The sequence below is a fragment of the Micromonospora zamorensis genome, assembly GCF_900090275.1.
Lineage (GTDB): Bacteria > Actinomycetota > Actinomycetes > Mycobacteriales > Micromonosporaceae > Micromonospora > Micromonospora zamorensis.
On the sequence record NZ_LT607755.1, the window covers coordinates 321,077 to 345,703 of the forward strand.

The following is a 24,627-nucleotide window of genomic DNA, read 5'->3' on the forward strand; positions in this document are numbered from 1 at the left end:
TGCGACGTTTCTCGATCCCGCAGCGATGCGGTGTCGCTGTTGGCGGCCCAGTAGGCAGGCACCATGCAGTCGATACCGCGATTTGCCGTCGGCGGGCGGTATGCGGGAGCGCCCGACCATAGCGTCCGAACCACGGAGTTCCGCGAGCGCGCGATCTGGGGAGGCGACCATGCAGGCGGCCGAGGGTGTGGTGTTACCGGGGGAGCGGGCTCCGGTCAGAGTCAACATGGACAGGTGGCGGGCGGGGCTACCACCGGACGCGTGGCCCGACCCCCTGCCGGCGAGCGGGGAGATCGGGCGGCGCGACGTCTTCGCGGTCGCCGAGGCGTACCGGGCCGGCTCCGCGAGCCCACGGCAACTGCTGACCGCCGTGCTGGTCTGGGCTTACGGACCCATCGGGTACGGCCCGTGGCGCGCCACCAGGTCGCTCGACGCCGACCCGGAGGGCAAACGCCTGGCGTACGCGCTGGAAGAGCTGTCCACGCCAACGCCCGACGAGGACGCGCTGTGCACGGCGTACCGCCGCTTCGGCGACCCCGACCATGCTCGCCTGCCCTGGTTGGGGCCGGGCCTGTTCACGAAGGTCCTCTACTTCATCGGCTACCGGCGTGGGGTGGGCGGCGTGCAGCCCCTGATCCTGGACCGTGTCGTGGCCGGCCTGCTCCCCGCCGAGGCGGGTGTCGGCCGGCGCAACGGCTGGTCGTCCGAGGAGTGGCTGGCCTACCTGCGGTGGGCGGCCGAGCAGGCCCAGGTGAGGGCGGTCGAGGCGGACGAGGTGGAGATGACGGTTGCCGGCGGCGGGTGATGGGCTATCGCGCCGCGCGGAGGCGGGCGTCGAGCGCGTCGAGGTCGGGGAGAAACCAGATGTGTCCACCCTGGTTCGACTCGTGCACCAGGGCGCGCAACGCGGAACTCTCCGCGAGCTGCGCCGAGATGTCGCCGACGACGGCCAGCCGCAGCCGGTAGTTGACGAACTTCTGCATCACGTCGCCGGCGAAGCGGGTGCCCAGCGAGAAGAAGCGTGCGTCGAGTCGGGTGGCCGGCACGGCGACCACCTGGGCGCCGAGGAACGCCGCCCCGATCAGGTCCAGCGCGTCCTGCTCGGTGGTCAGCGGCGGGCCGTTGGGGTCACAGACCAGCACCGGCACTCCGGCGCGTTCCTGGATCTCGTCAGGCATCGTTGACCTCCCGGTCGAGCAGGCCGTTGTCGGCGTTGAGCACGGCGTCGAGCAGGTGCAGCAACTCGGCGGTGGAGGCCGGGTCACCCAGGACGATGATCTTCATGCGGTGGCGTTGCTCGTCGTACACCGTCTGCACCCGCAGCGGGTTGGCCTGGTCGTGGCCGGTGTTGGCGCTGGTGAGCACGAGCGTGCCGAGCCGGTCGGCGGCGGTTCTGTCGACGCCGTCGATCTGGACGATGCTCGACACCTCCGCCTGCCGGGCGACGCTGGGCGCGACCGGGGCCTGACCGGTCAGCGCGTCGAGATCACTGGCGGCGATCCGGTACTGCTTGCCGATCCGCACCGCGCGCAGCCGGCCCGAGCGGATATAGCTGCGCACCGTCCGCACGTGCAGCCCAAGCCGGTCGGCGACCTGCTCAACTGAGTACATGTCTTCCGTCATCGTTCCCCATCTTACTCAGATAGGGAAGGTTAGGAACAGGTGGGTGCGCTTTCAAGATCAAGAAAGAGGGTCGGCCGGCTAACTCGCTCGCGCTGTCGGACGGTTCCAGTACCGTCTGGAAACCATGGACGCGCGGCGCGGCGACGCCATCATCGGGCGGGATCACCCCGCAGGTCTGCTGCGCGCCGAATTTGACCGCGCCGCCACCAGCCACGGCGGTCTGGTCCTGGTCACCGGTGAGCCGGGCATCGGCAAGACGACCCTTGTGACGTCGGCCGCCCGGGAGGCCCGGCAACGCGGCGCGCTGGTGCTCGGCGCCGCCTGCTGGGATTCCGACAGCGCCCCCGGCTACTGGCCGTGGGTGCAGGTGCTGCGCGGCCTGCGGCGCTCCGCCGACGACTGGGCGGTGGCACGGCCGGACGCCGAGCCGGCCCTCGCGGCACTGCTCGGCGAGGCCGACCCCAGCAAGCAGCAGGCCGACCGGCTCACCAGCTGGGCCGGCGTCGACACGGACAGCGCCGACCAGGAAGAGTTCGCGCTGTACGACGCGGTGACCGCCGCGCTGGTCGCGGTCTCCCAGCAGCGGCCGGTCGTGGTCGTCCTCGACGACCTGCACTGGGCCGACCCGGCCTCACTGCGGTTGCTGAGCTTCGCCGCCCAGCACACCTGGTTCGAGCGGTTGCTGCTGGTCGGCACCTACCGCGACGCCGAGGTCGAGTCGGGCGAACACCCGCTGCGCCCCCTGCTGATGCCGCTGGTCACGAAGGCCACCACGATCACCCTCACCGGCCTCGCCCGCGACGAGGTGGCCGCGCTGATGGCACGCACCGCCGGGCGGGAACCCGACGCCGACCTCGTCGACGAGGTGCACCGGCGCACCGGTGGCAACCCGTTCTTCATCGAGCAGACCGCCCGGCTATGGCACGCCGACGACGCGGCCGGCACGATCGCACCCGGCGTACGGGAAGCGGTGCGCCGCCGCCTGGCCCAGTTGCCGCCGGCCGTGGTCGAGGCGCTCACCGTCGCGGCCGTGCTGGGGCGCGAGTTCCACCGCCAGGTCCTGGCGGCCTGCGGCGCCGCCCCGGTGGCGCAGGCCGACCGGCTGCTCGACCGTGCGGTGACCGCCCGGCTGGTGGTCGCCAGGGGCGGCGGCCGGTTCGTCTTTGCCCATGACCTGGTCCGGGAGACCATCTACGACGGGCTGTCCCCCGACGAGCGGCAGGCGCGGCACGGCGCGGTCGTCCGGGCGGTCGACGACCTGCGGGAGCTCACCGATCAGCTGGTCCCGGCCGACCTCGCCCGCCACGCCTACCTGGCCGGCCCCGCACTCGACCGCGCGCGGGTGGCCACGCTGCTGGTCGCCGCCGGGCGGGACGCGTTCGTCCGGCTGGCAGCCGACGAGGCGGCGGTGCACTTCCGCCGGGCGCTGGAGGTCGTCGAGGACCGGGAGCAACGCGTACGGATCCTCATCGAGTTCGGCGAGGCGCAATATCACCACGCCGGCCGGGAGGAGTCCGCCGCACTGCTCGCCGAGGCCGGGGCGTTGGCTCGCACACTCGACGACCCGGTGCTGCTGGCCCGCGTCGCCCTCATCGTGAACCGGGCCCGCCAGGTGGAGGCCATTCAGCCGATCGACGCGGCGGAACTGGTGCGCGACGCGTACCGGAAGCTGATCGGCGAACCGGACGCCGACGCGTCGGTCGGCGCGCTGGTCGCCGACCTGATCACCGCCACTGAGACGATCGCCCGGCGAGGGCAGGACGACGAGGCTTTGACGTTCAGCCTCTGGGCTCGCCACGACACCACCTGGGGATTGGGCACCGCGGCGGCCCGCGCCGCGCTGACCGCCGAGATCCGGGACGTGGCCCGCCGCACGGGAGACCGGGAGACCGAGCTGTGGGCCACCTCGCTGCGCTGGGTGGCGCTACTGGAGTTGGGCGACCCGCACTTCAACGAAGAGCTCACCACCTTCGTCGGCGCGGACCGGCACGGCGACCTCAGCCGGCACCAGATTTCGGCGGCCATCGACAGCGGGATCATCGCGGCTTTCCGGGGTGACTTCGCCGAGGCCGACGAGCGGTTCACCGTCCTCAGCGACTTCTCCGACCCGGGCCATGCCGAGTTCGGGTTCATGGGCCATCACCTGCGCTGGTCCCGGCTGCTGCTCCAGGGTCGGTTCGCCGAGGCCGACACCCTGCTGGACGCGCTGGCCCCGATCGACTACCCCTACCAGGAGTTGCTGCGGGCGATCACGGCCGCGGAGCGGGGCGACGGCGAGACGGCGGTCCGGCTGACCGCCGGCATCGAGGACGCCGCCATCCGCTATCCGCGCCCGGTGTCGCCGATCTGGCTACGGTTACGCGCGCAGGCCGCCGCCGCGTCCGCCGACCCGCAGCGCTGTGACGCCGCACGGGCCGCACTCGCCCCGCACCGGGGAGAGTGGATGGTGGCGCTCTTCGGCTGCGACGTCAGCGGCCCGGTCGACCACTGGCTGGCAATGATCGACGCCGCCCAGCAACGCTGGGACGACGCCATCGCCGGCTTCACCGCTGCCCGTGAGTCCGCCGACCGGCTGGGTGCCCGTACCTGGTCGCTCATCGCCCGTGCCGGCCTCGTGGACGCCCTCGCCGGCCGGGGCCACCCGGGCGACGCCGCGACACTCGCCGCGCTGCGCGCCACCACCGTCCAACAGGCAACGGCTCTGGGCATGACGCAGGTGCTGCACCGGCTCGCCGAACCGACCCCCACCGAAGCGGCCGAGCAGACCGCCACCGCACGCCAGGCCGTCGCGCCGGGCCAGGCCGTTGCGCCGGGCCAAGCCGTCGCGCCGGCCGCCGCCGGGCCAGGCCAGCTTACGGCGGCGGGCCAGGGTGTCGGGCCGGCCAACGCCGGGCCAGGCCAGGCTTTCGCGCCCGGTCAGGCCACGGCGGTCGCCCCAGCCGGCGAGGGGTACGAGTTTCGGCGCGACGGGCCGGTCTGGCAACTCGCGTACGCCGGTGTCGTGGTGCATCTGCCCGACGCCAAGGGTCTGCACGACCTGCACCTGCTGCTCAGCCGACCGGGCAGCGACGTGCCCGCAGTGGAGCTGCTCGACCCGGCTGCCGGGCCGGAGCTGGTCGCCGCCCGGCGGATGGGCGCCGACCCGGTCCTCGACGACGAGGCGAAGGCCCGCTACCGGCGGCACCTGGCACGCCTCGACGAGGAGATCGACCGGGCCGCCGCCCGCGACGACGACCGGAAGGTGGCCGCGTTGGACGCCGAGCGGGGTGCGTTGCTCGACGAGCTACGTGCCGCGGCGGGGCTGGCCGGTCGGAGCCGCCGCCTGGGTGACGAGGCCGAGCGGGCCCGTAAGACGGTGACCGCGCGAATCAGGGACTCACTGCGCAAGCTCGACGAGCGGCACCCGGCCCTCGCCGGCCACCTGCGCGAGGCCGTCTCGACCGGCAGCACCTGCCGTTACCTGCCGCCCGAGCCGGTGCGCTGGCGGCTCTGAACCCATGGTCGGCGCGTCGGTTGGTCAGCGCCGACCACGGGCCCCGCGGCTCAGTCCTTGAGGTCGGGGCTGGGGTCCAGGACCCGGGCGAGCCAGTCGGTCTGGGCGCGCCGTGCCGCGGCCGACACGCGGACCTCGGGGAACAGCGCCGAGAATCCGTGGAAGCCCCCGGCCCACAGGTGCAACTCGGCCTGGCCACCGGCGGCCCAGATCCGGGTCGCGTAGCTGACGTCCTCGTCGCGAAAGACCTCGGCGGTCCCGGCGTCGATGTAGGTGGTCGGCAGACCGGACAGGTCGTCCGCCAGCGCGGGTGAGACGTACGCGGAGACGTTCTGGTCGGTGTGCCCGCCGAGGACGCTGCGCCACCCGAACTCGTTCATCTCCCGGGTCCACACGCCGTCCAGCCCGCTGTACTGACGGCTGGAGGTGGTGTCGTTGCGGTGATCGAGCATGGGGCACGACAGCAACTGCGCGGCGATGGTCGGGGTGTTGCGGTCGCGAGCCATCAGCGTGACTCCTGCCGCCAGGCCACCCCCGGCGCTGGCGCCGGCCACGACGATGCGAGCCGGGTCGATGCCGAGGTCCACGGCGTTCTCGGCGACCCAGAGCAGGCCCTGGTAGCAGTCGTCGACCAGCGTCGTACCGGTTGCCTCCGGCGCCAGCCGGTAGTCCACAGTGATCACGACGGCGCCGAACCGGTCGAGCCATTCCAGCGGGACATCGATGTTCGAGAAGCGGTCGCCCCACATCATTCCGCCGCCGTGGATCCAGTAGACGCAGGGAGCGCCGGCGGCGCGATCGGTGGGGCTGAGGATGGACAGCGGGATCGGCGTCCCGTCACTGGCGGGAACGGTGACCTCGCGCCGCTCGACCGCACGGCCTTCCAGTTGGCTGTCGATCGACGGTTGGGGGAAGTGGCGCAGCTGCTCGATCACCTCGGGGCCGAGGGGTGGCATCGGCGGCAGTTCGGCCAGGGGTACGAGCAACTCGGGGTCGATGCCGGGTCGGGGGAGGTTCATCGCGGATCCTTTCGCTGACACGGTCAGGGCTGATCGGTGCGGTCGCCGGTTCAGAAGGTCGCCTTGCCGCCGACCGGCACCGCGTCGGTGTACGCCGAGTCGCCGGCCAGCAGCGGCTGAAGCTTCGCGACGAGGGCCTGCGCCTGCTCGCCGGCGAAGAACGCGCTGTGCGCCTCGGCGCTGGTCCAGCCTTCGATGACGTGGACGACGTCGCGGTCGGACGCCGAGCGGGACACCAGGAAGACCACGCAGTCGTCGTGCGGCAGGGACGGTGCGTCCAGCAACAACTGGATCAGCTCGTCCGCCTTGCCCGGCTGAGCGGTCATGGTGGCCTGGAACCCGTGGTGGACAGACATCGTGGATACTCCTAATCGTCGAGCTGCGCTGCGCTCTTTGGGAAACTGACACTCCTATGGAAGCGCATTTACCAGCAGAAACGTTAGAAGGATGCTCGCTAACACTTGCCTGATCCTCTCGTTGTGGCGAGGATCGGTCCTGTGTTTCAATCGGGTCGTGGACCTCGACGAGCTGCGGGCACTGCTGGCCCGGCACGCGCGACCGGACATGAGCACCACCATCGAGGGGGTGCTGATCTCAAGGGTCGATCAGCAGACGGCACCGACCACGTCGATGTCGGGCACCGTGCTGGCACTCATCGCTCAAGGCGCCAAACAGATGGCGCTGGGCGACCGCGTGTACGAGTACCGCGCCGGCCAGTACCTTGTCGCGTCGGTCGACCTGCCGGTCACCGGCCGCTTCACGCAGGCAAGCGCCGACGCGCCGGCTCTGGGGTTCGGGCTGGTGCTACACCCGGCCATGGTCGCGGAGCTGCTGCTGCAGGCGGCGCCCGGCGACCTTCCGCCCCTGGCTGGGCCGACGCCGTCGGGGCTGCTGGTCAGCGACGCTCCCGACGAGCTCGGCGACGCGGTGATCCGACTGCTTCGCCTGCTGGACCGACCCAGGGACGTCACGGTGCTCGCGCCCCTGATCAAGCGGGAGATCCTGTGGCGGCTGCTCACCGGGGAGCAGGGTGCGGCCGTACGGCAGCTCGGTCTGGCCGACAGCAGCCTCAGTCACATCGCCCGGGCGGTCCGGTGGATCCGCGACCACTTTGCGCAGCCGTTCCGGGTGGAGGATCTGGCACGGCTGACCGGAATGAGCGTGTCGGCGTTCTATCGCAACTTCCAGGCAGTGACCGCGATGAGTCCGATCCAGTTCCAGAAGCAGATCCGACTGCAGGAGGCGCGGCTCCTGCTCGCCACGCACCCCAACGACGTCACCGGGGTGGGCATCCGAGTTGGCTACGAGAGCCCGTCACAGTTCAGCCGCGAATATCGTCGTCAGTTCGGCGCGCCTCCCAGCCAGGACGCCACCCGCCTGCGGGGCACCATCCGAGCCGAGGTGCCGGCGGTCGTCTGACCGTCAGCGTTCACCTGGGCGCCCAGACGACAGCCGACGGGCGCCGCCACAGCCGTGGCGGCGCCCGTCGAACGGGTCGGGGCCGGGTCAGCGGCGGTTGTACCGGTGCATGGTCAGGGTGCCGAAGACGACCAGGAAGCCGGCGCTCCAGACCAGCAACCACATCGTGGCCGACGGGTCCGAATCGCCGCTCATCGCCCCACGGATAGCCGCGACCAGCTGCGTCACCGGGTTGACCTTCACGAACGCCTGGAGCCAGCCGGGCATCGTGCTCGGGTCGACGAAGACGTTGCTCAGGAACGTCAGCGGGAACAGCACCATCATGCTGACGCCCATCACCGACTTCTCGCTGCGCAGGATCAGCCCGAAGAACGTCCACACCCAGGAGAAGGCGAACGAGAAGACCACCAGCAACCCGATCCCGACGGCCACGCCGACGACCCCGCCGGCGGGCCGGAAGCCGAGCGCCAGCCCCAGGCCCAGGATCACCAGGGCGGCGAGGATGTAGCGCAGTACGTCGCCGAAGATCATGCCGACCAGGGCGGACGGACGCCAGACGGGCAGTGTCCGGAACCGGTCGAAGATGCCCTTCTCGATGTCGGTGTTGAGGCCGACGCCGGTGTACATGGTGATCATCACGACGCTGGTCACCATGATGCCGGGCAGGAAGAACTGCAGATACTCGCGCGGGCTGCCGGCGAGGGCGCCACCGAACAGGTACGTGAACATCAGCACCATGATGATCGGGAACGCGGTGACGTCGAAGAGCTGCTCCGGCACGTGTTTGATCTTCAGCATGGCCCGCCAGCCGAAGGTGAGCGACGCGCCCAGCGCGCTGGGTCGGGGCGGTCGGGTGCCGGGCGCGAGCACTGTCGCCAGCGCGTCGGCGGACGGGACGTAGACGGACGGCGCCCGTTCGGTCGTGGTGGTCGTGGTGTCGCTCATCGGGCTGCCTCCAGCTCGTTGTCCGGCTCGCCGGCCGGCACGGCGGGGTGATCGGTCAGGGCCAGGAAGACCTCGTCGAGGCTCGGCTGGCCAAGGGAGAAGTTGTCCACGACGATGCCGGCACGGGCCAGCTCGCCGAGCGCGCGCGAGGCCTGGGCGCTGGCGTCGAGGTCGGTGCCGGCCTCACCGACGCGGGCGGTCAACGCCACCGGGTCGGCGGCGAGCTGCACCGGCACGCCGAGCGCCTCCCGGAGCACCCTCTCCGCCTCCGGCCGCTGGCCGGGATCGCGCAGTCGCAGGTGGACGGTGCCGGAGCCGATCGACGACTTCAACTCACCCGGGGTGCCCTCCGCGATCACCCGGCCGTGGTCGACGACCGCGATCCGACCGGCGAGCTGGTCGGCCTCGTCGAGGTACTGGGTGGTCAGCAGCACCGTGGTGCCGTGCGACACCACCGCCCGGACGATCTCCCACACCTGGTTGCGGCTGCGCGGGTCGAGGCCGGTCGTCGGCTCGTCGAGGAAGAGCAGGTCGGGCGTGTTCAGGATGCTGGCGGCGATGTCGATGCGCCGCCGCATCCCACCCGAGTACTTCTTCACCTGGCGGTCGCTCGCCTCGGTCAGTCCGAACGCGGCGAGCAGGGCCGCCGCGCGCTCCCGGGCGGCCGGCTTGCGCAGACCGAGCAGGCGGGCGAGGAGCACCAGATTCTCCGTACCGGTCAGGTCCTCGTCGACCGAGGCGTACTGGCCGGTGAGGCTGACCCGGGACCGGACCTTGTCGGCCTCGGTGACCACGTCGTGGCCGAAGACCCGGGCCGAACCGCCGTCGGGGCGCAGCAACGTCGCGAGCACCCGGACCGCTGTGGTCTTGCCCGCCCCGTTGGGGCCGAGCAGACCGTAGACGGTGCCGGCGGGCACCTGAAGGTCGATCCCGGCCAGAGCCCGGGTGTCCCCGAACGAGCGGGTGAGCCCCTCGGCCTCGATGGCCAGGCCGGTGGTGCGTCTACTCATGATCCTTACCTTTCGTGTTGGACGTGTTCAGGAGACGTACGGTCGAGCCGCCCGGGCGTCGCGCAGGGCCAGACCCCACCAGCGGAGCTGGTCGAGCAGGACGCTGGCGTCCCGGCGTAGCTCGTCGGTGCACTGCGGTGTCGGCTCGCCGCCGAGCAGGTCGATCCCGACGACGTCACGCACCGTCATCGCGTGCAGCGCCGTGAAGACGGTGCGGAGCTGGTCGACCGCGTACCGGCCGGTGGACCGACAGCCGTACGACACGAAACCGACCGGTTTGGCCTGCCACTCGTCGTACGCGTAGTCGATGGCTTGTTTCAGCGGTGCGGGGAAGCTGTGGTTGTACTCGGGGGTGACCACGACGAACGCGTCCGCTCGACCCACCTCGCGGACGAACGCCCGGATCGACGCGGTCGGTTCGGCGGGGTAGCTGGCCGGGAAGTCGTACTCGGTCAGGTCAACGACGGTCACCGCCAGGTCGTCGTGCCGCGCGGCCTGTTCGGTGAACCAGCTGGTGACCCGGTCGCCGGCCCGCCCCTCCCGGGTGCTGCCGATGATCACGGCGATCCTGAGCGGTGTCATCATCCCCCTCCCGAGTTGTCGGTTCCACCTCTTCGGCGCGAGAAAGCAGCACGCCGCCCGCTAGATCGGATCTAGCGGGCGGCGTTTCGGGGCGGAATGTCAGTGGGGTCGGCTTGACTGTGGTCGACGGACAGGGGAGTGGGCATGGCACAGGTACGCATCGCACCGTGGGACGAGGACGACCTCGACCTGCTGCGGGAGCTCAACTCACCGGACACCCGCAAGCACACCGGCGGCCCGGAGACCGACGAGCAGGTGCTCGCCCGGCACGACCGGTACGTGCACTTCGCCGGGACCGGACAGGGCGCGATGTTCACGCTGGTGCTGCCGGACGGCGTGCGGGCCGGCAGTGTCGGCTACTGGGGCCGCGACTGGCACGACCGACCGGTCTACGAGCTGGGCTGGGCGGTGCTGCCCTCTCACCGGGGGCAGGGGCTGGCGACCGTCGCGGTGCGGGCGGTCATCGACGTGTTGCGCGCTCGGCAGGACCGGCGCTACGCCCACGCCTACCCCTCGGTCGACAATCCCGCCTCGAACGCGGTCTGCCGCAAGGCCGGTTTCACACTGCTCGGCGAGACGGACTTCGAATACCCGCCGGGGCAGCTGATGCGCGCCAACGACTGGCAGCTCGACCTGACCGCCCCACCGACCGCAAGCTGAGGTCGGCGGGGCGGCCGGTGACCGGTCACCAGGTGGTGTCGAGGCGGTGCCGTTGCTCGGCGGTCAGCTCCAGCTCGACCGCTGCCAGGCTCTCCTCCAGTTGCGCCACCGACGAGGCGCCCACCAGCGGGATGGACGGCAGCTCACCGCCCAGCAGCCAGGCGAGCACCACCTGGTTGACCGTCGCGCCGCTCTGCCCGGCCACCTCCCGCAGCGCGGCCAGTCGCCGGGGCGCGCTCGGCAGGTCGTACGCCGAGCTGAGCGGCTTGTCCGCCCGGGTGAACGCCCCCTTGAGCAGCGGCGAGTACGCCACCAGGGTCAAGTCGGGCTCGGCACGCAGGTAGCTGAGCAGGTCACCGCTGACGCCACCCGGCTCGCCGTCCGGGTCCAACTCGCTGATCAGGTCGGTGCGGTTCGGCAGGTAACTGCGCTGGTACTGGAGCACCTCGTACCCCGGCAGGCCTGCGGCGGCGGCCAACGCCCGGGCCCGCTCCACCCGCCAGGCCCGGTGGTTGCTCGCGCCCAGCAGGCCCACCGTGCCCTCGGCGACCAGTTCGGCGAAGCCCTCCACGGTCTCCTGGAGCGGCACGGTCCGGTCCTCGATGTGTGCGTAGAGCAGGTCCAGTCGCTCCACCCCGAGCCGTTCCCGGCTGCGCTCCGCGGACTCGCGGATCACCTTGGCGGAAAGCCCCTCGGCGTTGTCCAGGTAGCTGGTCCCCGGGGCCAGCGGTCGAGCGCCCAGCTTGGTGGCGATGACGATCTCGGCACCGACGCCCCGGCTGCGCCGCCAACGGCCGAGCAGTTCCTCGCTCTGCCCGCCCTGCCCGCCGTCCACCCAGAACGCGTAGTTGTCCGACGTGTCGATGAACGTGCCACCGGCCTCGACGTACCGGTCGAGGATCGCGTACGAGGTGGCCTCGTCGGTGGCGCTGCCGAAGAGCATCGCGCCGAGGCTCAGCACGCTGACCTCGCGCCGGGTCGCCGGGTCAGCGCCGATCGTGCGGTACCGCATGGGGATCTCCTCTCGTGCGCCCTACCGGTGGGCGCACGGGTCACCCTGCCGGCTGGAGCGCACTCCAGGTCAAGCGCGGGACCTCACCCCGGTTCGCCCGGCTCTGGGCCGAGCACGACGTCGAGGAACGCCGACCGGTCGTCAAACGGGTGCCGCACCCCGAGCTGGGGCCCTTGGAGTTCGAGTGCCGCGTCCTGCTGGTGCCGGAGACCGACCAGCGCATGATCGTCTACGTTCCCGAGCCCGGGTCGTCGACCCACGCGGTGTTCCGCCGGATCGCCGAGCGCGTCGGCTCCTGAGCACCGGGAACAGCGTGATTGATCCGCCGGGAACAGAGTGATGCCTCAGGTCATCAAGATGACTCTGAGGCATCACGCATTCAGGAGACCCGCCCGCCGAGCGGCGGCCTCAGGTCAGCGGGGGACGTAGGCGAAGGTGTCCGGGTTGGCGCCCTGCCGCCCGGCCTCGCCCTTGTTCAGCGCGGTGATCCGCTCCATCGCCGTGTCGTCCAGCTCGAAGTCGAAGATCCGGGTGTTCTCCTCGATCCGCTTCGGCGTGGTCGACTTCGGGAAGATGATGTCGCCACGCTGCACGTGCCAGCGGAGCACCACCTGCGCCGGGGTCCGGTCGAGCTGACCGGCGATGTCGACCACCGTCGGGTCGTCCAGCACCTTGCCCTGCGCGATGGGCGACCACGCCTCGGTGAGGATGTTGTGCTCGCGGCCGTAGGCGCGGACCTCGTCGTTGGTGAAGTACGGGTGCGCCTCGATCTGGTTGACCGCCGGCACGACGTCCGCCTCGGCGGCCAGCCGCTCCAGGTGCGCCACCTGGAAGTTCGACACGCCGATCGAGCGGGCGCGGCCGTCGCGCTGGAACTCCTCCAGCACCTTCCAGGTCGAGACGTAGTCGCCGTCGTACAGGGTCGGCAACGGCCAGTGGATCAGGAACAGGTCGATGTGGTCCATCTTCAGCGCCGCGAGCGTCGAGTCGAACGCCTTGCGGGCGTCGTCGGGGCGGTGGAAGCCGTTGTTCAGCTTGCTGGTCACGTACACCGAACCCCGGTCGAGGCCGGACATCCGGACCGCCTCGCCGACCTCGGCCTCGTTGCCGTACATCTCGGCGGTGTCGATGTGCCGGTAGCCCGTCTCAAGGGCCGTGGTCACCGCCGCGACGGTGTCCTTCGGCTCGATCTGGAACACCCCGAAGCCGAGCTGCGGAATGGTGGTGCCGTCGTTCAGGCTGATGTCGGGAATGGTGATTGCCACTGCGGCTCCTTCGCGTCATCTTCGTTGCCTGTCATCCATACCCGGGTGTGCGGTCGGTGCACCGCCCAAACCGAGGTGACGAGCGCAACGCCGGGACTGTTCACCCGGTCGTGTCGAAGAGCACAGGCCAGGGCCGTGCCGCCGGCGGCGAGGTTCCGGCCGGCGCGGGCGGCGCGGGCTCGGCGTCGGCCAGCACCTCGGCGGCGAGCTGCCCGAACATCGACGCCGCCGGGTGCGCCGACCGGTCCGGCCAGGCCGCCGACGTCCGCTTGGCCAGCGGCGCGCCGGCGATCGGTCGCCAGGCGACGCGGGGTTCCCGTCGCGCCACCGTCGCCGGTTCCACGGCCACACCGCCGCCGGCCAGCACCAGGCCGAAGAGGAACTCCGGGTTGCGGGCGGGGCGCACCCGGGCAGGTCGCCAACCCTGCTGCCGGCACACCGCCAGCAGGTGGTCGTGCCAGCCGGGAGCGGTAGCCCGGGGCGCGGCCACCAGATCCAGACCGGCCAGCGACGCGAGTGCCACCTCCCGGTCGCGGGCCAGCGGCGAGGTGCGGGGCAGCAACACCCCCAGGGGTACGTCCACCGGGGCGCCGAAGCGCAGCCCGTCCGCCGCCACCGGGTGGTGCACGAGCCCCACGTCGAGGGTCCGCTCGGCGAGCATCCGCACCTGCTCGGCGGTCGTCAGCTCGTGCAGCTCCACGTCCAGGCCGGCTGCCCGGGTGGTGAGCCCGTCCAGCAGCGCGCGCAGCGTCACCGCGGGCGTCTCCGGTGGCACCCCGGCCCGGAGTACGCCCAGCTCACCGGCCCGGACCTGCCCCATCAGGTTGCGGAGCCGACCCTCGCCGGCGAGCAGGTCCTCCGCCTCGCCGAGCAGCAGCTCGCCGGCGGTGGTGAGGCGTACCTGGCGGCGGGACCGGTCGAACAACTCGACGGTCAGCTCCCGTTCCAGCCGCTGGATGGACTGGCTCAGGGGCGGCTGGGCCATCCCGAGCAGCTCCGCGGCCCGCCCGAAGTGCAGCTCGTGCGCGACCACCACGAAGTGCCGCAGGTGCCGGAGCAGATCCACGGCCGGACCCTACGCCAGCGCTGGCGTAGGGCCGCTGGATACCGTGCTGGCGTGGACGTCAGCGCGCGTATCGAGGCCATCTTCGCCGCCGTGGGGGTGACGGCCAGCCTGCACGTGGTGGACGTGGACGCCACCGACGCGACCCCCGGCGGCACCGCCGACGGCGTTCCGGAGATCGGGGTGCGGGCCGACGACCAGGTGGTGATCGCCTCGATCTTCAAGGTCCTGCTGGTGCTGGAGTTCGCCCGGCAGGTCGAGGCCGGTCAACTGGACCCGACCGAACGGGTCCTGGTCACCGCCGACGACCGGCTCGGTGGGTGGGGTCTGGCCGGCTGCACCGACGACGCCGAGGTGTCGCTGCGCGACCTCGCGTACTTCGCCATGTCGGTCACCGACAACACCGCCGCCGACCTGCTGCTGCGCAGGGTCGGCCCGGACCTGCTGCCGATGCTCGCCGCCGAGCTGGGGCTGAGCCGTACCCGCGTCCTCGGCGGCCCTCGGGACCTGGTCGAGTTGATGCTCGCCGACGTGGGCGCACGCACGGAGGCGGAGTTCGCCCGGATCTTCCCCACGTTGCCGGAGGAACGGGTCCGGGCGATGCGGGTCTTCGACCCCGAGCACACCACCTCCAGCACCGCCCGGGAGATCACCCGGTTGCTCACGCTGATCTGGCGGGACGAGGCCGGGTCGCCTGCCGCCTGCGCGATGGTCCGCACCTGGATGGCCCGGCAGATCTTCTGGACCCGGCTGGCCGCCGGGTTCCCGCCGGGCGTCCGGGTCTCCGGAAAGACCGGCACCCTGCCCGGTCTGCACCTGGAGGCCGGGGTTGCCGAATATCCCGACGGCGGCCGGTACGCGATCGCCGTCTTCGCCCGTGCCGACCGGTTGGCCTCGCGGCGGATCGACGTGGACCTGGCGATGGGGGAGGCCGCCCGGACGGCAGTCGAGGCGCTGCGCGGCGACTGATTCCGCACCCGCCGCAGCCTCGGCGTGCCGCACCTGAGCTGGCCCGATATCCGCTGACGTATCGGAGCCGGTCGTCTTCGATCTTGGACCGGAGCCCGGTGGCGCTGGTTGGCTCGTGGTCGACCAACCGCCCGACCACGGGGAGTAGAGCCGCATGCCCAGTCTCGACCGCCGACGTTTCCTGCGCGACACCGCCGCCACCACCGCCCTGGTGACCACCGGCGGGCTCGCCGCCGGCGCCGCCACCCCGGTCCACGCCGCGACGCCGGCCGCCGCACCCACCCCGACCGCCCGCCGCAGGGGCGCGGTCAGCTTCCGCTGGTGGGGTACAGCCGGCTGGCGCGTCGACATCGCTGACCGCACCGTTCTCGTCGACCCGTTCCTCAGCCGGATCGACACCGGGCTGTTCACCGGCGCGTTCAGGACCGACACCCCGTTGACAGTGCGCGCCGACGCGATCGACCCGCGCGTCGAGAAGGCCACGACGGTGCTGGTCACGCACACCCACTGGGACCACTTCATGGACGTGCCCCACATCGCCAAGCGCACCGGCGCGCGGGTGTTCGGCACGCTGACCGCGTACCACCTGGGGTTGGCCTACGGGGTGCCGTCGACGCAGCTCAGCCCGGTCAAGGGTGGGGAGGTGCTGGACTTCGGGGACCACACCGTCGAGGTCGTCGGCTCGCTGCACAGCCGCAACCCGTCGTACTCCCTGGCCTTTCCGGGGGTGCGGGTGAGCCAGCCCGCGCAGCCGGCGACCATCGCGGACCTGCCGGAGGGCGACACGCTGGGCTACCTGCTGCGGGTCGACGGCGGCCCGTCGGTGTACTTCACCGGGGCCAGCGACGTCGCCGAGCGGAACCTCACCGGCCTGTCGCCCGACGTGGCGATGGTGGCCCTGCAGAACGCCACCACCACCGGCGACTACCTGCCGCGTCTGCTGGCCGGCCTCGACTACCCGAAGGTCGTGGTGCCGGTGCACTTCGACAACTTCGAGACGGCGCTTCAGAACCCGCCGCCGGTCGCCCCGACCGACCGCACCCGGTTGAACGACATGATCGCGGCCGTGCGCCGGATCTCGCCGCGCAGCCGGGTGCTGGTGCCCGAGTACGAGACCGCGTACCACTTCTGACCGGTCCGGGTGGGCGGTCGCGGCCTGGCCGTCGCGACCCCCACCCGGTCAGCCGGCCAGCGCGGGATCGACGACCAGGACGGTCTTGCCGACCGCACCACCGGCCTCCATGGCCCGATGCACGTCGGCGGCCTCGGCCAGCGGCCGGGTCGCCGTGACGCTGACCCGCAGCGCGCCGGCGTCGACCATGGCGGCCAACCCGGCCAGCCCGACGTGATCCGGCTCCACGATGATCGGCAGCACCCGGATGCCCCGCCTGGCCGCCGGTCCGGTCGGGTCCGGCTCACCGCGCGGCACCGGGATCAGCAACCCGCCGCGGCCAAGCACATCCAACGAACGCACCCGGGTGTCCCCGCCGACCAGGTCGACCACCACGTCGACCTGGTCGACGGCGTCCTCGAAGCGGATGGTGGTGTAGTCGACTGTCTCGTCCGCGCCCAACTCGCGCAGGAACGCGTGCCGCTCGGTGCGAGCCGTGCCGATGACGTACGCGCCCCGGGCCTTCGCGATCTGCACGGCGAGGTGACCGACGCCGCCGGCCGCGGCGTGGATGAGCACCCGCTGGCCCGGCTGCACGTCGGCGGCCTCGACGAGCTGCCAGGCCGTCAGCCCGACCAGCGGCAGGGCGGCGGCCGGGACGTGCCCGACCGTGGCCGGCTTCCGGGCCAGCTGCCGGGACGGCACGCTGATGTACTCGGCGTACGTGCCCGCGCGGCGGGGAAAGAACGCCAGGCCGTAGACCTCGTCGCCGGGGCGGAACCTGGTCACCCCGTACCCGGTCTCAGCCACCACCCCGGACAGGTCCCAGCCGGGGATGAACGGCGGCGGCCCGACGACCGGGGCGAACCCGCCCCCGGAGCGGGTCTTGCCGTCGATCGGGTTGACGCCCGCGGCGACGATGCGGACGAGCACCTCCGTCGGGATCGGCTCCGGGTCGGGCACCTCGGTGAGACGGAGCACCTCCGGCCCGCCGTAGCGGTCCTGCTGGATTGCGCGCATCCTCCCAGACTGCCTGCCGAACCCGCCGGTGGCGGCTCTTTCACCCGACCCGCGGACAGACGCGCCGGGGTCAGGCGGCGGTCATCTCCGCCAGGGCCCGCACCGACTTCCAGTTGCGGCTGGTCGACACCACGCCGAGCTTCTTCTCCAGGTACGCGTTGGTGAACTTTGACCGCCCGTAACCGCCGTCGACGAAGTGCAGGAAGACCTCCCGGCCGGTCACCGTGAACGACACGTTCTCCCCACCGGGCACGGTCAGCGCGTCCACCGTGGACTTCTTCGGCGGGGTGGCGAGGAAGGCCACCAGCAGCCTCGTCGGGTCGTCCTCCCGGTCGGCGTACGGGTTGCCGCCGGCCACCGCCGCCAGTTCCCGGCCACTGCGCACCAGCACCGGCACCGTCAACGCCAGCTCGTCGGCGAGGGCCCGCTCGATGCCGGCAGCCAGCTTCTCCGCGTCGCGCACGGTGCTGCCGAAGGCCACGTTGCCGCTCTGCAGGTACGTCTTGACGTCCTCGTGCCCGAGGCCGGTGACGATCCGACGCAGGTCGGCCATCGCCAGCCTGGTGGTGCCGACGTTGACCCCGCGCAGCAGGGCGACGTACCGGGTCATGGCTCCTCCTGGGGGTTCGCGGCCGACCGGCTCAGCGTAGGCCGCCCGGTCCCACCAGTCCCGTTTCGTACGCGACGATGACCAGTTGCGCCCGGTCGCGTACGGCCAGCTTGGTCAGCAGCCGCCCGACGTGCGTCTTGACGGTGGCCTGGCTGAGGTTGAGGTGCGTGGCCAGCTCCGCGTTGGACAGGCCCCGGGCGATCAGCGCGAGCACCTCCCGTTCCCGCTCGGTCACCCCGTCGAGCTGCCGGGGCAGCGGCCGGGTCGGCTCCGGCTGCCGGGCGAACTCGTCGATCAGCCTGCGGGTCACCGTCGGCGCGAGCAGCCCCTCACCGGCGGCGACCACCCGGATCCCGGTCAGCAGGTCCGCCGGTGGGGTGTCCTTGAGCAGGAAGCCGCTGGCTCCGGCGCGCAACGCCCCGTAGACGTACTCGTCCAGGTCGAACGTGGTCAGAATGATGACCCGGGTGCCGGCCGTCGCCGGGTCGGCGCAGATCCGCCGGGTCGCCTCGATGCCGTCCATCTCCGGCATCCGGACGTCCATCAGCACCACGTCCGGACGGTACCGTTCGGTCAACGCGACGGCTTCCACACCGGTGCCCGCCTCGCCGACAGTCGTGCAGTCCCCGGCGAGATCCACCAGCAGCCGGAAGCTGCCGCGCAGCAGCGCCTGGTCGTCGGCGATCAGCACCCGGATCACGTGGCCACCCGGTAGGGCAGGCTGGCCGTCACCGCGAAGCCGCCATCGGAGCGTGGCCCGGCCCGGAACTCCCCACCGTGCAACGCGACCCGTTCCCGCATGCCGATCAACCCGTGCCCCTCCCCGCCGATCAGCACCGGACGCCGACCGTCGTCGGTCACCTCCACCCGCACCTCGTCGGGGGTGACGGTCACCGTAGCCCGGCAGGCGGCCGGCGCCGCGTGCTTCACCACGTTGGTCACCGCCTCCTGCACGATCCGGTACACCGCGAGGCCCACCGACTCCGGGACCGCGCCGGCCGGTTCCTCCCGCCGGACGTCGAGCCGGACGTCGACACCGCCGATCGCCGCCTGCTTGGCGAGCACGGGCAACTCGTCCAGCCCGGGCGTCGGCGCGTACGGGGTGCCCTCCCGCAGGACGCCGAGCACCCGACGGACGTCGGTGAGCGCGGTGCGGCCGGTCTCCTCGATCACCCGCAGGGCGGCCCCCGCCTCCCGTGGGTCGGCCTCGGCGACGTGGTTGGCGACGGCCGCCTTCACCACGATGAGGCTCAGCGTGTGCGCCACCACGTCGTGCAGCTCACGGGCCACCCGCAGTCGTTCCTCGGTGGCGGCCTGACGGACCAGTTGGTCACTCTGCCGGCTGGCGAGGGCGCGTCGCTCGCGGAGCAGCCAGCCGATCACCCAGGCGGGCGCGATCATGACGGTGGCGTAGACGACGGCACCGGTGCGTGACCACAGATCGCCAGCCGTCAGCACCAGCGCGACGCTCACCAGGGCGAGACAACCGGCGGCACTGAGCAGCGAGCGGCGCGTGGTCGTCGACACGGCCACCGTGTAGAAGGACAGACCGATGGCGACCGCCGGCGCGGCAGCGGCGAAGTTGGGGATCACACCGGTGACCAGGGTCGCGGCGGTGCTGCCGCTGATCACGACGGCGACGGGGATCGGCCACCGTCGCCGGACGGCCAACGGCAGCCCGAGGACCATCCCGACGAGCACGGACACCCAGAGCGGCTCGCGTACCCCACCGTGCAGCGGCGACTCCAGCGCCGCGTACGGGCAGAGCAGCCCACCGACCGCCACGGCCAGCACGGCGTCCACGATGTACAGGTCCACCGGTCGCAGCCGCCGGGTCAGCAGGGGAGCGGTCACCTGCCAGACGGTAGCGGCCAGCCGGGTCGGCCGCGTCCACCCACGGGCGGTCATCCCGCAGGACGACGTACTGGCGGTTCCGGGCCCTCGCCTCCACCCGGGGGAGGGCTGGAAAGTGCCCGCGCCGGCACGACGCGCTGCACGCCGCGCACCGGGCACCGTGGCGGTCATGACCACAGACACGGTGACCCTGACGGGGCTGCGCGCGGTGTACGGCACCGGGACCCGGCGGGTGGCGGCGCTCGACGGCGTGACGACCAGCTTCGGGAGCGGCACCTTCACGGCGGTGATGGGCCCCTCGGGCTCGGGGAAGTCCACCCTGCTGCACTGCGCGGCGGGGCTGGACAGCCCGACCGAGGGGACCGTCACGATCGACGGCACCCGCCTCGACGACCTCGGCGAGGACGAGTTGACCCGGCTGCGGCGTGACCGGATCGGGTTCGTGTTCCAGGCGTTCAACCTGGTGTCCACGCTGACCGCCGCGCAGAACGTCGAGTTGCCGTTGCGCCTGGCCGGCCGCCGCCCGCCGGCTCGGGACGTCGTCGCCGCGCTCGACGCTGTCGGGTTGGCCGACCGGGCCGGGCACCGGCCGAGTGAGCTGTCCGGCGGCGAGCAGCAGCGCGTCGCCGTGGCCCGCGCGTTGATCACCCGCCCGGCTGTGGTCTTCGCCGACGAGCCGACCGGGGCGCTGGACAGCGCGGCGTCCCGACAGGTGCTCCGACTGCTCCGTGGGCTCGTCGACGACCACGGGCAGACCGTCGTGATGGTGACCCACGATCCCGCCGCCGCCGCGTACGCCGATCGGGTCCTGCTGCTCGCCGACGGCCGCGTCGTCGACGAGCTGGAGGGCGGGATCACCGCGGCGGTGGTCGCCGCCCGGATCGCCGAACGGGAGACGGCTCCTGCGGAGACGGCCGCGGGGCCGTCGTGGTGAGCATCCGGCGGTCGGTCAGCGCGTTCGTGGCCGTGGCCATCGGGGTCACGCTGGTCGCGGCGGCCACCCTGCTCCTCGCCTCCGGGCGCCCACAGGTGCCGGACCGGCTCGCGCGGGCGGCGGTCGTGGTGCAGAGCCCCGAAGCGGGCGCGTCGGCCGACTCGTTCGTGCCGACCCGGCCCTGGTCCGCCACCGCGACGGCGGGACTCGTCGGCCGGCTGGCGGCCCTGCCCGGTGTCGCGGCGGCGGTGCCGGACCGGACCTTCTACGCCCAGCCGCTCATCGATGGTCGACCCGCGGCCAGCGACACCCACGAGGGGCACGGTTGGTCCAGCGCCCAGCTCGGTGGACTGCGCCTCACGGCCGGCGAGCCGCCGCGCAGGCCCGGCGAGGTGGTCGTCGACCGCGCGCTCGGGCTGCGCACCGGCGCGCCGGTCACCCTGCTGACGGCTGTGGGTGCGGAGTCGTACACCGTCACCGGTCTGGTCGACAGGCCCGGCGTCCATGTCGCGGACGAGGTCGCCGCGACGTTCGCGCCCGGCGTACGGGCCATCGGGCTGGTGCTGGCGGCGGACGCCGACCCGGGGCGGGTCGCCACGGCGGCTCGCGGGATCGTCGGCACCGACGGACGGGTGCTCACCGGAGACGCGCGTGGCGTGCTGGAGCCGCGCAACGACGCCCGCACCCGCTGGATCGGCATGCAGGTGCTCACCGCCACGGCGGCCCTCGCCGGGTTCGTCACGGTGTTCGTGGTCGCCTCCACCTTCGCGTTCACCATCGCGCAACGCCGCCGTGAGCTGGGCCTGCTGCGCGCCGTCGGCGCTACCGGGCGGCAGGTCCGCCGCATGGTGTACGGCGAGGCGCTCGTCGTCGGCGCCTCGGGCGGGATCGTCGGCCTGCTGGTCGGCGGAGGGCTCGCGCCGCTGCTCGGTTGGCTTCTCGTCGACGCCGGCTTCGAACCATCGACCTTCCGGGTCGGGTACGAGCCCTGGCCGGTGGCGCTCTCGCTCGTCGCCGGGCCGGTGATCTCGCTGTTGGCCGTCTGGTCGGCGTCCCGGCGTGCGGCGCGGGTTCGACCGTTGGAGGCGTTGCGCGAGGCGGCGGTGGAGCAGCGACCGATCGGGCGGCTGCGCGTCGCCACCGGCGCGCTGCTCGTCGCGGTGGGCGTCGCCCTCAGCGTCGGGACGGCGACAGCCGACGAGGCCCGCGTCGCTGGGCAGTACGCCCTGTACGCGGTGATGGCGCTGGTGGCCGGCGCAACAGTGCTCTCCCCGGCGGTGGTCGGACCGGTGGTGCGACTGCTGCGGTCTCCGGTGCGGCGACGTGGTGGCGCGATCGGGATGCTGGTCCGGGGCGGGGCGTTGACCGCGACGCGGCGGACCGCGTCCACTGCCGCCCCGGTGCTGCTCACCGTCGCCTTCGCGGTGCTGGTGTCCGGGATGGTGCGGACCACCACCGCCGCCTACGCGGCAGGACGGGCGGACAACGTGAACGCCGGTTGGATCGTGCTGCCCGACCGGGCACCCGGTCTGTCGGACCAGGCCGTCGCCGCCACCGGTGGCACCGCCCTCCTGCCGACCACTGTCTTCCGCACCGATCCCGGAACAGCGCCGGCGGACCGGCCGCTGACCGCGCTGGGTGTGGACCCGGCCGGCTTCGCCGCCGCGAACCGGGCGCTCACCGTCGTCGCCGGCTCCCTCGACGACCTGCGCGGTGACGACACCGTGGTGGTGACCGCCTCGGCGAACCTGCGGCCGTCCGAGCCGTACGCGGTGGTCTTCGCCGACGGGACGCTGGTGTCGCTGCGCGTCGTCGCCGTGGTCACCGACGCCTCGCTCCCCGGGGACCTGCTCGTGCCCCGGGCGGTGGTGCGTACGCACGACCCGTCGGCGCTGACGTCCACTGTGTACGTCCGGGACCGGATCGCTCCTCCGGTCGGCGCGCGGATCGTCGACGTCACCACCTGGGCGGCCGAGGCGGACGCCGCCGAGGACCGACTCGTCTGGCTCTTCACGCTGCTGCTGATCGGTGTGTCGGCCGGCTACGGGGCCATCGCGGTGGCGAACACGCTGCTGCTGGCCGCCGCCGGCCGGGCCGCGGACCTACGGCTGATCCGGATGGCCGGTGCGACCCGGCGACAGGTCGTCTGGCTGGTCACTGCCGAATCCGCACTGGTGGTGCTGATCGGTGCGCTGCTCGGTGGGGCTGTCGCCTTCGTCGGTCTGCTCAGCATCCGCGCCGGCCTCGCCGAGCAGGTCGGTGCCCCCGTCGACCTGGTGGTGCCGTGGTCGGTGGTCGCCGGGGTGTTGGGGCTGTGCCTGCTGCTCGCGGTGCTGGCGAGCGTGCTGCCGACGTGGCGGTCGCTGCGACACCGCCCCGCGCGGTCCTCGGTCGGGGTCGCCGGATGACCGCGTCCCCGCCCCCCGAGGAAGCGGCCGGGCCGCTACCGTCCATGGATGCGATTCGCGCGTCCGGTCGGGCTGCTGCTCTCCGCCGCCGCCGTGGTGCTCTGGGCGTACGGCGTGACAGTGCTGCAACCGCTGACCGAGCCGATCGGCCCGTGGTCGGAGAGGCTGCCGGGCAACAACGCCTACTGGGCCCGCGACCTGCGGTTCATGGCGATCATGGCGGTGGTCGTCGGACTGGTGCTGGCCGGCCGGGGGCGCCTGCGGTGGAGTCGGTGGGCGGTGCTGCTCGGTGGTTGCTGGGTCGCCGCCGACGTGGCGATCGACCGGGTCGACCCGATCGGTGTCCGGGCGACGGTGCTGCTCGCCGTCGGCGGTTGCGCCGTGCTCGGTGCGCTCGCGGCTGCGTTGTGGTGGCGGGAGCGCGGCGCGCCGTCAGCCCAGGGCGGTGAGGCGCCGTCAGCCGCCGAGCGGAGGACGCTGACCGGCGCGGCCTGTGTGGCCGGGGTGCTGACGCTCGTGGCGGCCGGCATCGAGTCACCGACCGACCGGGAGCCGGAGCTGAACCAGGGCGCCCTCGCCACGGCGGCGCTGCTGGTCGTTCTGGCCGTCGGTGCAGCGCTGGCGGCGGCCCCGGCACGTAGCCGGGCCCGCGTCGGGCTGGCTGCCGGCCTCGCCGTGGCGGCGCTGGTCGGCGTCGGGCTGGTCCGGGCCGTCGGGCCCGGCACGCGACTCCTGCCGGAGACGGCCCTCGGTGCGGTGCTGCTCACCGGCGTCACCCTGCTGGCCTGGGACTGGCCGGGCGGTCGGCCGATCTGGCGGCACCACGCGCTGGCCGCCCTCGCCGCGTTGCTGGGTCCGATGGCATTCCTGCTGGCCACCGCGATCCCCATGATGATCCTGCTGCCGATCGGGGCGACGTTCACCGAGCTGGCCGGCAACAGCCCGATCAACGCGGCCGACTCCGACCTGCTGGTCTCGCTGTGCGGGCTGCTCTCCGGGCTCGCGATGGCCCTGCTGCTGGCCCGCCCGGCGGTCACTGACCGCCGGTAGCTCACTCGACGACCGGCAGCACGACCTCGTTGCGGCGCAGGAACCACGGTTTCCACGGCGGGTCGAAGCGTGCGTACCGGATCGCGCCGGTGGGTTGCAGCCCGGCGGCGGTGACCGACCGGCCGAGCATGGTTGCCCGCTGGCTGAACGCCTGCTCCGTCCACCGGCCGGAGAAGCGCATGGCCGCAGCCAGTTGCGCCGGAATCTCGCGGATCCGCACCCGGGCGTCCACCGGCTCGGGCACTGTGGCGGCGGTGAAGGTGGCCGGTATGACGAACTGGAGCAGGTACGCGCCCGGCCACTCACCCTCCACCTGCACCATCGGCACCGTCATGGCGATCTTCTCCGAGCCGTCGGACGCGGACGTCGCCGGCGTGTTCGACCCGATCGGGTGCCGAGCCCGGTTGGCACCCGCGAGGTACGCGGCCAGCGGCCGGAACGCCTCGATCGGCGCCCTGGTGAACGACGCCTGGATCTGCATCTCGGCCACCAGGTGGGCCGGGTACCGACGCAGCTCGAAGCCGGGGTGTCGGGACACCACCCGGTACGGCTGCTGTTCGGTCATCGCGCGGCTCCCAGG

General features: G+C 72.5%; 25 protein-coding genes. 10 read left to right on the top strand and 15 right to left on the bottom strand.

Translation table 11 applies throughout. From position 1 onward, the window contains the following. The first annotated feature begins 169 nt into the window (after positions 1-169). Positions 170-805 (top strand): 8-oxoguanine DNA glycosylase OGG fold protein, encoded by a 636-nt coding sequence (locus tag GA0070619_RS01455; protein ID WP_088946380.1) that lies wholly within the window; start codon positions 170-172, stop codon positions 803-805. A 4-nt stretch (positions 806-809) separates the two neighbouring features. On the opposite strand, the gene GA0070619_RS01460 is transcribed toward GA0070619_RS01455, so the two are convergent. After that, complete coding sequence (locus tag GA0070619_RS01460) at positions 810-1,178, bottom strand: DUF4180 domain-containing protein (protein ID WP_088946381.1); 369 nt, start codon at positions 1,176-1,178, stop codon at positions 810-812. Continuing rightward, positions 1,171-1,623, bottom strand: coding sequence for a helix-turn-helix domain-containing protein (locus GA0070619_RS01465; protein ID WP_088946382.1), 453 nt, complete (start codon positions 1,621-1,623; stop codon positions 1,171-1,173). Before GA0070619_RS01465 ends, GA0070619_RS01460 begins: the two co-directional genes overlap by 8 nt. A 124-nt stretch (positions 1,624-1,747) precedes the next feature. Between GA0070619_RS01465 and GA0070619_RS01470 the strand changes: the two genes are divergently transcribed. Next, complete coding sequence (locus GA0070619_RS01470) at positions 1,748-5,116, top strand: ATP-binding protein (RefSeq protein WP_088946383.1); 3,369 nt, start codon at positions 1,748-1,750, stop codon at positions 5,114-5,116. Positions 5,117-5,166: 50 nt separating this feature from the next. Here GA0070619_RS01470 and GA0070619_RS01475 read toward each other — a convergent pair whose 3' ends face one another. Continuing rightward, the gene (locus tag GA0070619_RS01475) at positions 5,167-6,135 is read right to left on the bottom strand and encodes an alpha/beta hydrolase (RefSeq protein ID WP_088946384.1); all 969 of its coding nucleotides are present in this window, start codon (positions 6,133-6,135) and stop codon (positions 5,167-5,169) included. A gap of 50 nt (positions 6,136-6,185) precedes the next feature. After that, positions 6,186-6,491 carry a putative quinol monooxygenase gene (locus GA0070619_RS01480; protein ID WP_088946385.1) on the bottom strand — a complete coding sequence of 102 codons (306 nt, stop codon included), beginning with the start codon at positions 6,489-6,491 and terminating at the stop codon, positions 6,186-6,188. Between the two features lie 157 nt (positions 6,492-6,648). Between GA0070619_RS01480 and GA0070619_RS01485 the strand changes: the two genes are divergently transcribed. Beyond that, positions 6,649-7,554 (top strand): AraC family transcriptional regulator, encoded by a 906-nt coding sequence (locus GA0070619_RS01485; RefSeq protein WP_088946386.1) that lies wholly within the window; start codon positions 6,649-6,651, stop codon positions 7,552-7,554. 87 nt (positions 7,555-7,641) lie between these two features. Here GA0070619_RS01485 and GA0070619_RS01490 read toward each other — a convergent pair whose 3' ends face one another. From GA0070619_RS01490 to GA0070619_RS01500, 3 genes are read right to left on the bottom strand one after another with little or no spacing between them, the layout of a single operon-like run. Continuing rightward, positions 7,642-8,499 carry an ABC transporter permease gene (locus tag GA0070619_RS01490; protein WP_088946387.1) on the bottom strand — a complete coding sequence of 286 codons (858 nt, stop codon included), beginning with the start codon at positions 8,497-8,499 and terminating at the stop codon, positions 7,642-7,644. Beyond that, positions 8,496-9,509 (bottom strand): ATP-binding cassette domain-containing protein, encoded by a 1,014-nt coding sequence (locus GA0070619_RS01495; RefSeq protein WP_088946388.1) that lies wholly within the window; start codon positions 9,507-9,509, stop codon positions 8,496-8,498. The genes GA0070619_RS01490 and GA0070619_RS01495 overlap by 4 nt, the downstream gene beginning before the upstream one ends. Positions 9,510-9,536: 27 nt before the next feature. Continuing rightward, entirely contained in the window at positions 9,537-10,091 is a 555-nt protein-coding gene (locus GA0070619_RS01500) for an NADPH-dependent FMN reductase (protein WP_172861946.1), read from the bottom strand. 144 nt (positions 10,092-10,235) lie between these two features. Between GA0070619_RS01500 and GA0070619_RS01505 the strand changes: the two genes are divergently transcribed. Continuing rightward, complete coding sequence (locus GA0070619_RS01505; protein ID WP_088946390.1) at positions 10,236-10,751, top strand: GNAT family N-acetyltransferase; 516 nt, start codon at positions 10,236-10,238, stop codon at positions 10,749-10,751. Between the two features lie 25 nt (positions 10,752-10,776). Here the strand turns inward: GA0070619_RS01505 and GA0070619_RS01510 are convergent, their stop codons facing one another. Then, positions 10,777-11,763 (bottom strand): aldo/keto reductase, encoded by a 987-nt coding sequence (locus GA0070619_RS01510; RefSeq protein ID WP_088946391.1) that lies wholly within the window; start codon positions 11,761-11,763, stop codon positions 10,777-10,779. A gap of 14 nt (positions 11,764-11,777) precedes the next feature. On the opposite strand from GA0070619_RS01510, the gene GA0070619_RS01515 reads away from it, so the two are divergent. After that, complete coding sequence (locus GA0070619_RS01515; protein ID WP_231927227.1) at positions 11,778-12,062, top strand: MmyB family transcriptional regulator; 285 nt, start codon at positions 11,778-11,780, stop codon at positions 12,060-12,062. Positions 12,063-12,176: 114 nt separating this feature from the next. Here GA0070619_RS01515 and GA0070619_RS01520 read toward each other — a convergent pair whose 3' ends face one another. Beyond that, complete coding sequence (locus tag GA0070619_RS01520; protein ID WP_088946392.1) at positions 12,177-13,028, bottom strand: aldo/keto reductase; 852 nt, start codon at positions 13,026-13,028, stop codon at positions 12,177-12,179. Positions 13,029-13,128: 100 nt separating this feature from the next. Next, the gene (locus tag GA0070619_RS01525) at positions 13,129-14,094 is read right to left on the bottom strand and encodes a LysR family transcriptional regulator (protein ID WP_088946393.1); all 966 of its coding nucleotides are present in this window, start codon (positions 14,092-14,094) and stop codon (positions 13,129-13,131) included. A 51-nt stretch (positions 14,095-14,145) separates the two neighbouring features. Between GA0070619_RS01525 and GA0070619_RS01530 the strand changes: the two genes are divergently transcribed. Beyond that, complete coding sequence (locus GA0070619_RS01530; RefSeq protein WP_088946394.1) at positions 14,146-15,060, top strand: serine hydrolase; 915 nt, start codon at positions 14,146-14,148, stop codon at positions 15,058-15,060. Positions 15,061-15,214: 154 nt separating this feature from the next. Continuing rightward, the gene (locus GA0070619_RS01535; RefSeq protein ID WP_088946395.1) at positions 15,215-16,192 is read left to right on the top strand and encodes an MBL fold metallo-hydrolase; all 978 of its coding nucleotides are present in this window, start codon (positions 15,215-15,217) and stop codon (positions 16,190-16,192) included. 48 nt (positions 16,193-16,240) lie between these two features. Here GA0070619_RS01535 and GA0070619_RS01540 read toward each other — a convergent pair whose 3' ends face one another. From GA0070619_RS01540 to GA0070619_RS01555, 4 genes are all read right to left on the bottom strand, one after another. Further along, entirely contained in the window at positions 16,241-17,191 is a 951-nt protein-coding gene (locus GA0070619_RS01540; protein ID WP_088946396.1) for an NADP-dependent oxidoreductase, read from the bottom strand. 70 nt (positions 17,192-17,261) lie between these two features. Then, positions 17,262-17,801: a DUF1697 domain-containing protein gene (locus tag GA0070619_RS01545; RefSeq protein WP_088946397.1), complete on the bottom strand. Its 540-nt coding sequence runs from the start codon at positions 17,799-17,801 to the stop codon at positions 17,262-17,264. Positions 17,802-17,832: 31 nt separating this feature from the next. Continuing rightward, the gene (locus GA0070619_RS01550; protein WP_088946398.1) at positions 17,833-18,501 is read right to left on the bottom strand and encodes a response regulator; all 669 of its coding nucleotides are present in this window, start codon (positions 18,499-18,501) and stop codon (positions 17,833-17,835) included. After that, a complete protein-coding gene (locus GA0070619_RS01555) occupies positions 18,498-19,655 on the bottom strand; it encodes a sensor histidine kinase (RefSeq protein ID WP_231927228.1) in 1,158 nt (385 codons plus the stop codon). The genes GA0070619_RS01550 and GA0070619_RS01555 overlap by 4 nt, the downstream gene beginning before the upstream one ends. Before the next feature lie 169 nt (positions 19,656-19,824). On the opposite strand from GA0070619_RS01555, the gene GA0070619_RS01560 reads away from it, so the two are divergent. Genes GA0070619_RS01560 through GA0070619_RS01570 form a run of 3 tightly spaced genes read left to right on the top strand, consistent with a single transcriptional unit; the run spans position 19,825 to position 24,047 of the window. Continuing rightward, positions 19,825-20,589 carry an ABC transporter ATP-binding protein gene (locus GA0070619_RS01560; RefSeq protein WP_172861947.1) on the top strand — a complete coding sequence of 255 codons (765 nt, stop codon included), beginning with the start codon at positions 19,825-19,827 and terminating at the stop codon, positions 20,587-20,589. Continuing rightward, positions 20,583-22,997 carry an ABC transporter permease gene (locus GA0070619_RS01565; RefSeq protein WP_231927229.1) on the top strand — a complete coding sequence of 805 codons (2,415 nt, stop codon included), beginning with the start codon at positions 20,583-20,585 and terminating at the stop codon, positions 22,995-22,997. Before GA0070619_RS01560 ends, GA0070619_RS01565 begins: the two co-directional genes overlap by 7 nt. Before the next feature lie 48 nt (positions 22,998-23,045). Beyond that, on the top strand, positions 23,046-24,047 hold the full coding sequence (locus GA0070619_RS01570; protein ID WP_088946401.1) for a hypothetical protein: 1,002 nt from the start codon (positions 23,046-23,048) through the stop codon (positions 24,045-24,047). Between the two features lies 1 nt (position 24,048). On the opposite strand, the gene GA0070619_RS01575 is transcribed toward GA0070619_RS01570, so the two are convergent. Next, positions 24,049-24,612: an SOUL family heme-binding protein gene (locus GA0070619_RS01575; protein ID WP_088946402.1), complete on the bottom strand. Its 564-nt coding sequence runs from the start codon at positions 24,610-24,612 to the stop codon at positions 24,049-24,051. Positions 24,613-24,627: the final 15 nt, after the last annotated feature.

What these genes read in the sequence shown, in the direction of transcription:
- GA0070619_RS01455 (WP_088946380.1), top strand. Translation starts at nt 170, where the DNA reads ATGCAGGCGGCCGAGGGTGTGGTGTTACCGGGGGAGCGGGCTCCGGTC.
- GA0070619_RS01460 (WP_088946381.1), bottom strand. Translation starts at nt 1,178, where the DNA reads ATGCCTGACGAGATCCAGGAACGCGCCGGAGTGCCGGTGCTGGTCTGT.
- GA0070619_RS01465 (WP_088946382.1), bottom strand. Translation starts at nt 1,623, where the DNA reads ATGACGGAAGACATGTACTCAGTTGAGCAGGTCGCCGACCGGCTTGGG.
- GA0070619_RS01470 (WP_088946383.1), top strand. Translation starts at nt 1,748, where the DNA reads ATGGACGCGCGGCGCGGCGACGCCATCATCGGGCGGGATCACCCCGCA.
- GA0070619_RS01475 (WP_088946384.1), bottom strand. Translation starts at nt 6,135, where the DNA reads ATGAACCTCCCCCGACCCGGCATCGACCCCGAGTTGCTCGTACCCCTG.
- GA0070619_RS01480 (WP_088946385.1), bottom strand. Translation starts at nt 6,491, where the DNA reads ATGTCTGTCCACCACGGGTTCCAGGCCACCATGACCGCTCAGCCGGGC.
- GA0070619_RS01490 (WP_088946387.1), bottom strand. Translation starts at nt 8,499, where the DNA reads ATGAGCGACACCACGACCACCACGACCGAACGGGCGCCGTCCGTCTAC.
- GA0070619_RS01495 (WP_088946388.1), bottom strand. Translation starts at nt 9,509, where the DNA reads ATGAGTAGACGCACCACCGGCCTGGCCATCGAGGCCGAGGGGCTCACC.
- GA0070619_RS01500 (WP_172861946.1), bottom strand. Translation starts at nt 10,091, where the DNA reads ATGACACCGCTCAGGATCGCCGTGATCATCGGCAGCACCCGGGAGGGG.
- GA0070619_RS01505 (WP_088946390.1), top strand. Translation starts at nt 10,236, where the DNA reads ATGGCACAGGTACGCATCGCACCGTGGGACGAGGACGACCTCGACCTG.
- GA0070619_RS01510 (WP_088946391.1), bottom strand. Translation starts at nt 11,763, where the DNA reads ATGCGGTACCGCACGATCGGCGCTGACCCGGCGACCCGGCGCGAGGTC.
- GA0070619_RS01535 (WP_088946395.1), top strand. Translation starts at nt 15,215, where the DNA reads ATGCCCAGTCTCGACCGCCGACGTTTCCTGCGCGACACCGCCGCCACC.
- GA0070619_RS01540 (WP_088946396.1), bottom strand. Translation starts at nt 17,191, where the DNA reads ATGCGCGCAATCCAGCAGGACCGCTACGGCGGGCCGGAGGTGCTCCGT.
- GA0070619_RS01545 (WP_088946397.1), bottom strand. Translation starts at nt 17,801, where the DNA reads ATGACCCGGTACGTCGCCCTGCTGCGCGGGGTCAACGTCGGCACCACC.
- GA0070619_RS01560 (WP_172861947.1), top strand. Translation starts at nt 19,825, where the DNA reads ATGACCACAGACACGGTGACCCTGACGGGGCTGCGCGCGGTGTACGGC.
- GA0070619_RS01570 (WP_088946401.1), top strand. Translation starts at nt 23,046, where the DNA reads ATGCGATTCGCGCGTCCGGTCGGGCTGCTGCTCTCCGCCGCCGCCGTG.
- GA0070619_RS01575 (WP_088946402.1), bottom strand. Translation starts at nt 24,612, where the DNA reads ATGACCGAACAGCAGCCGTACCGGGTGGTGTCCCGACACCCCGGCTTC.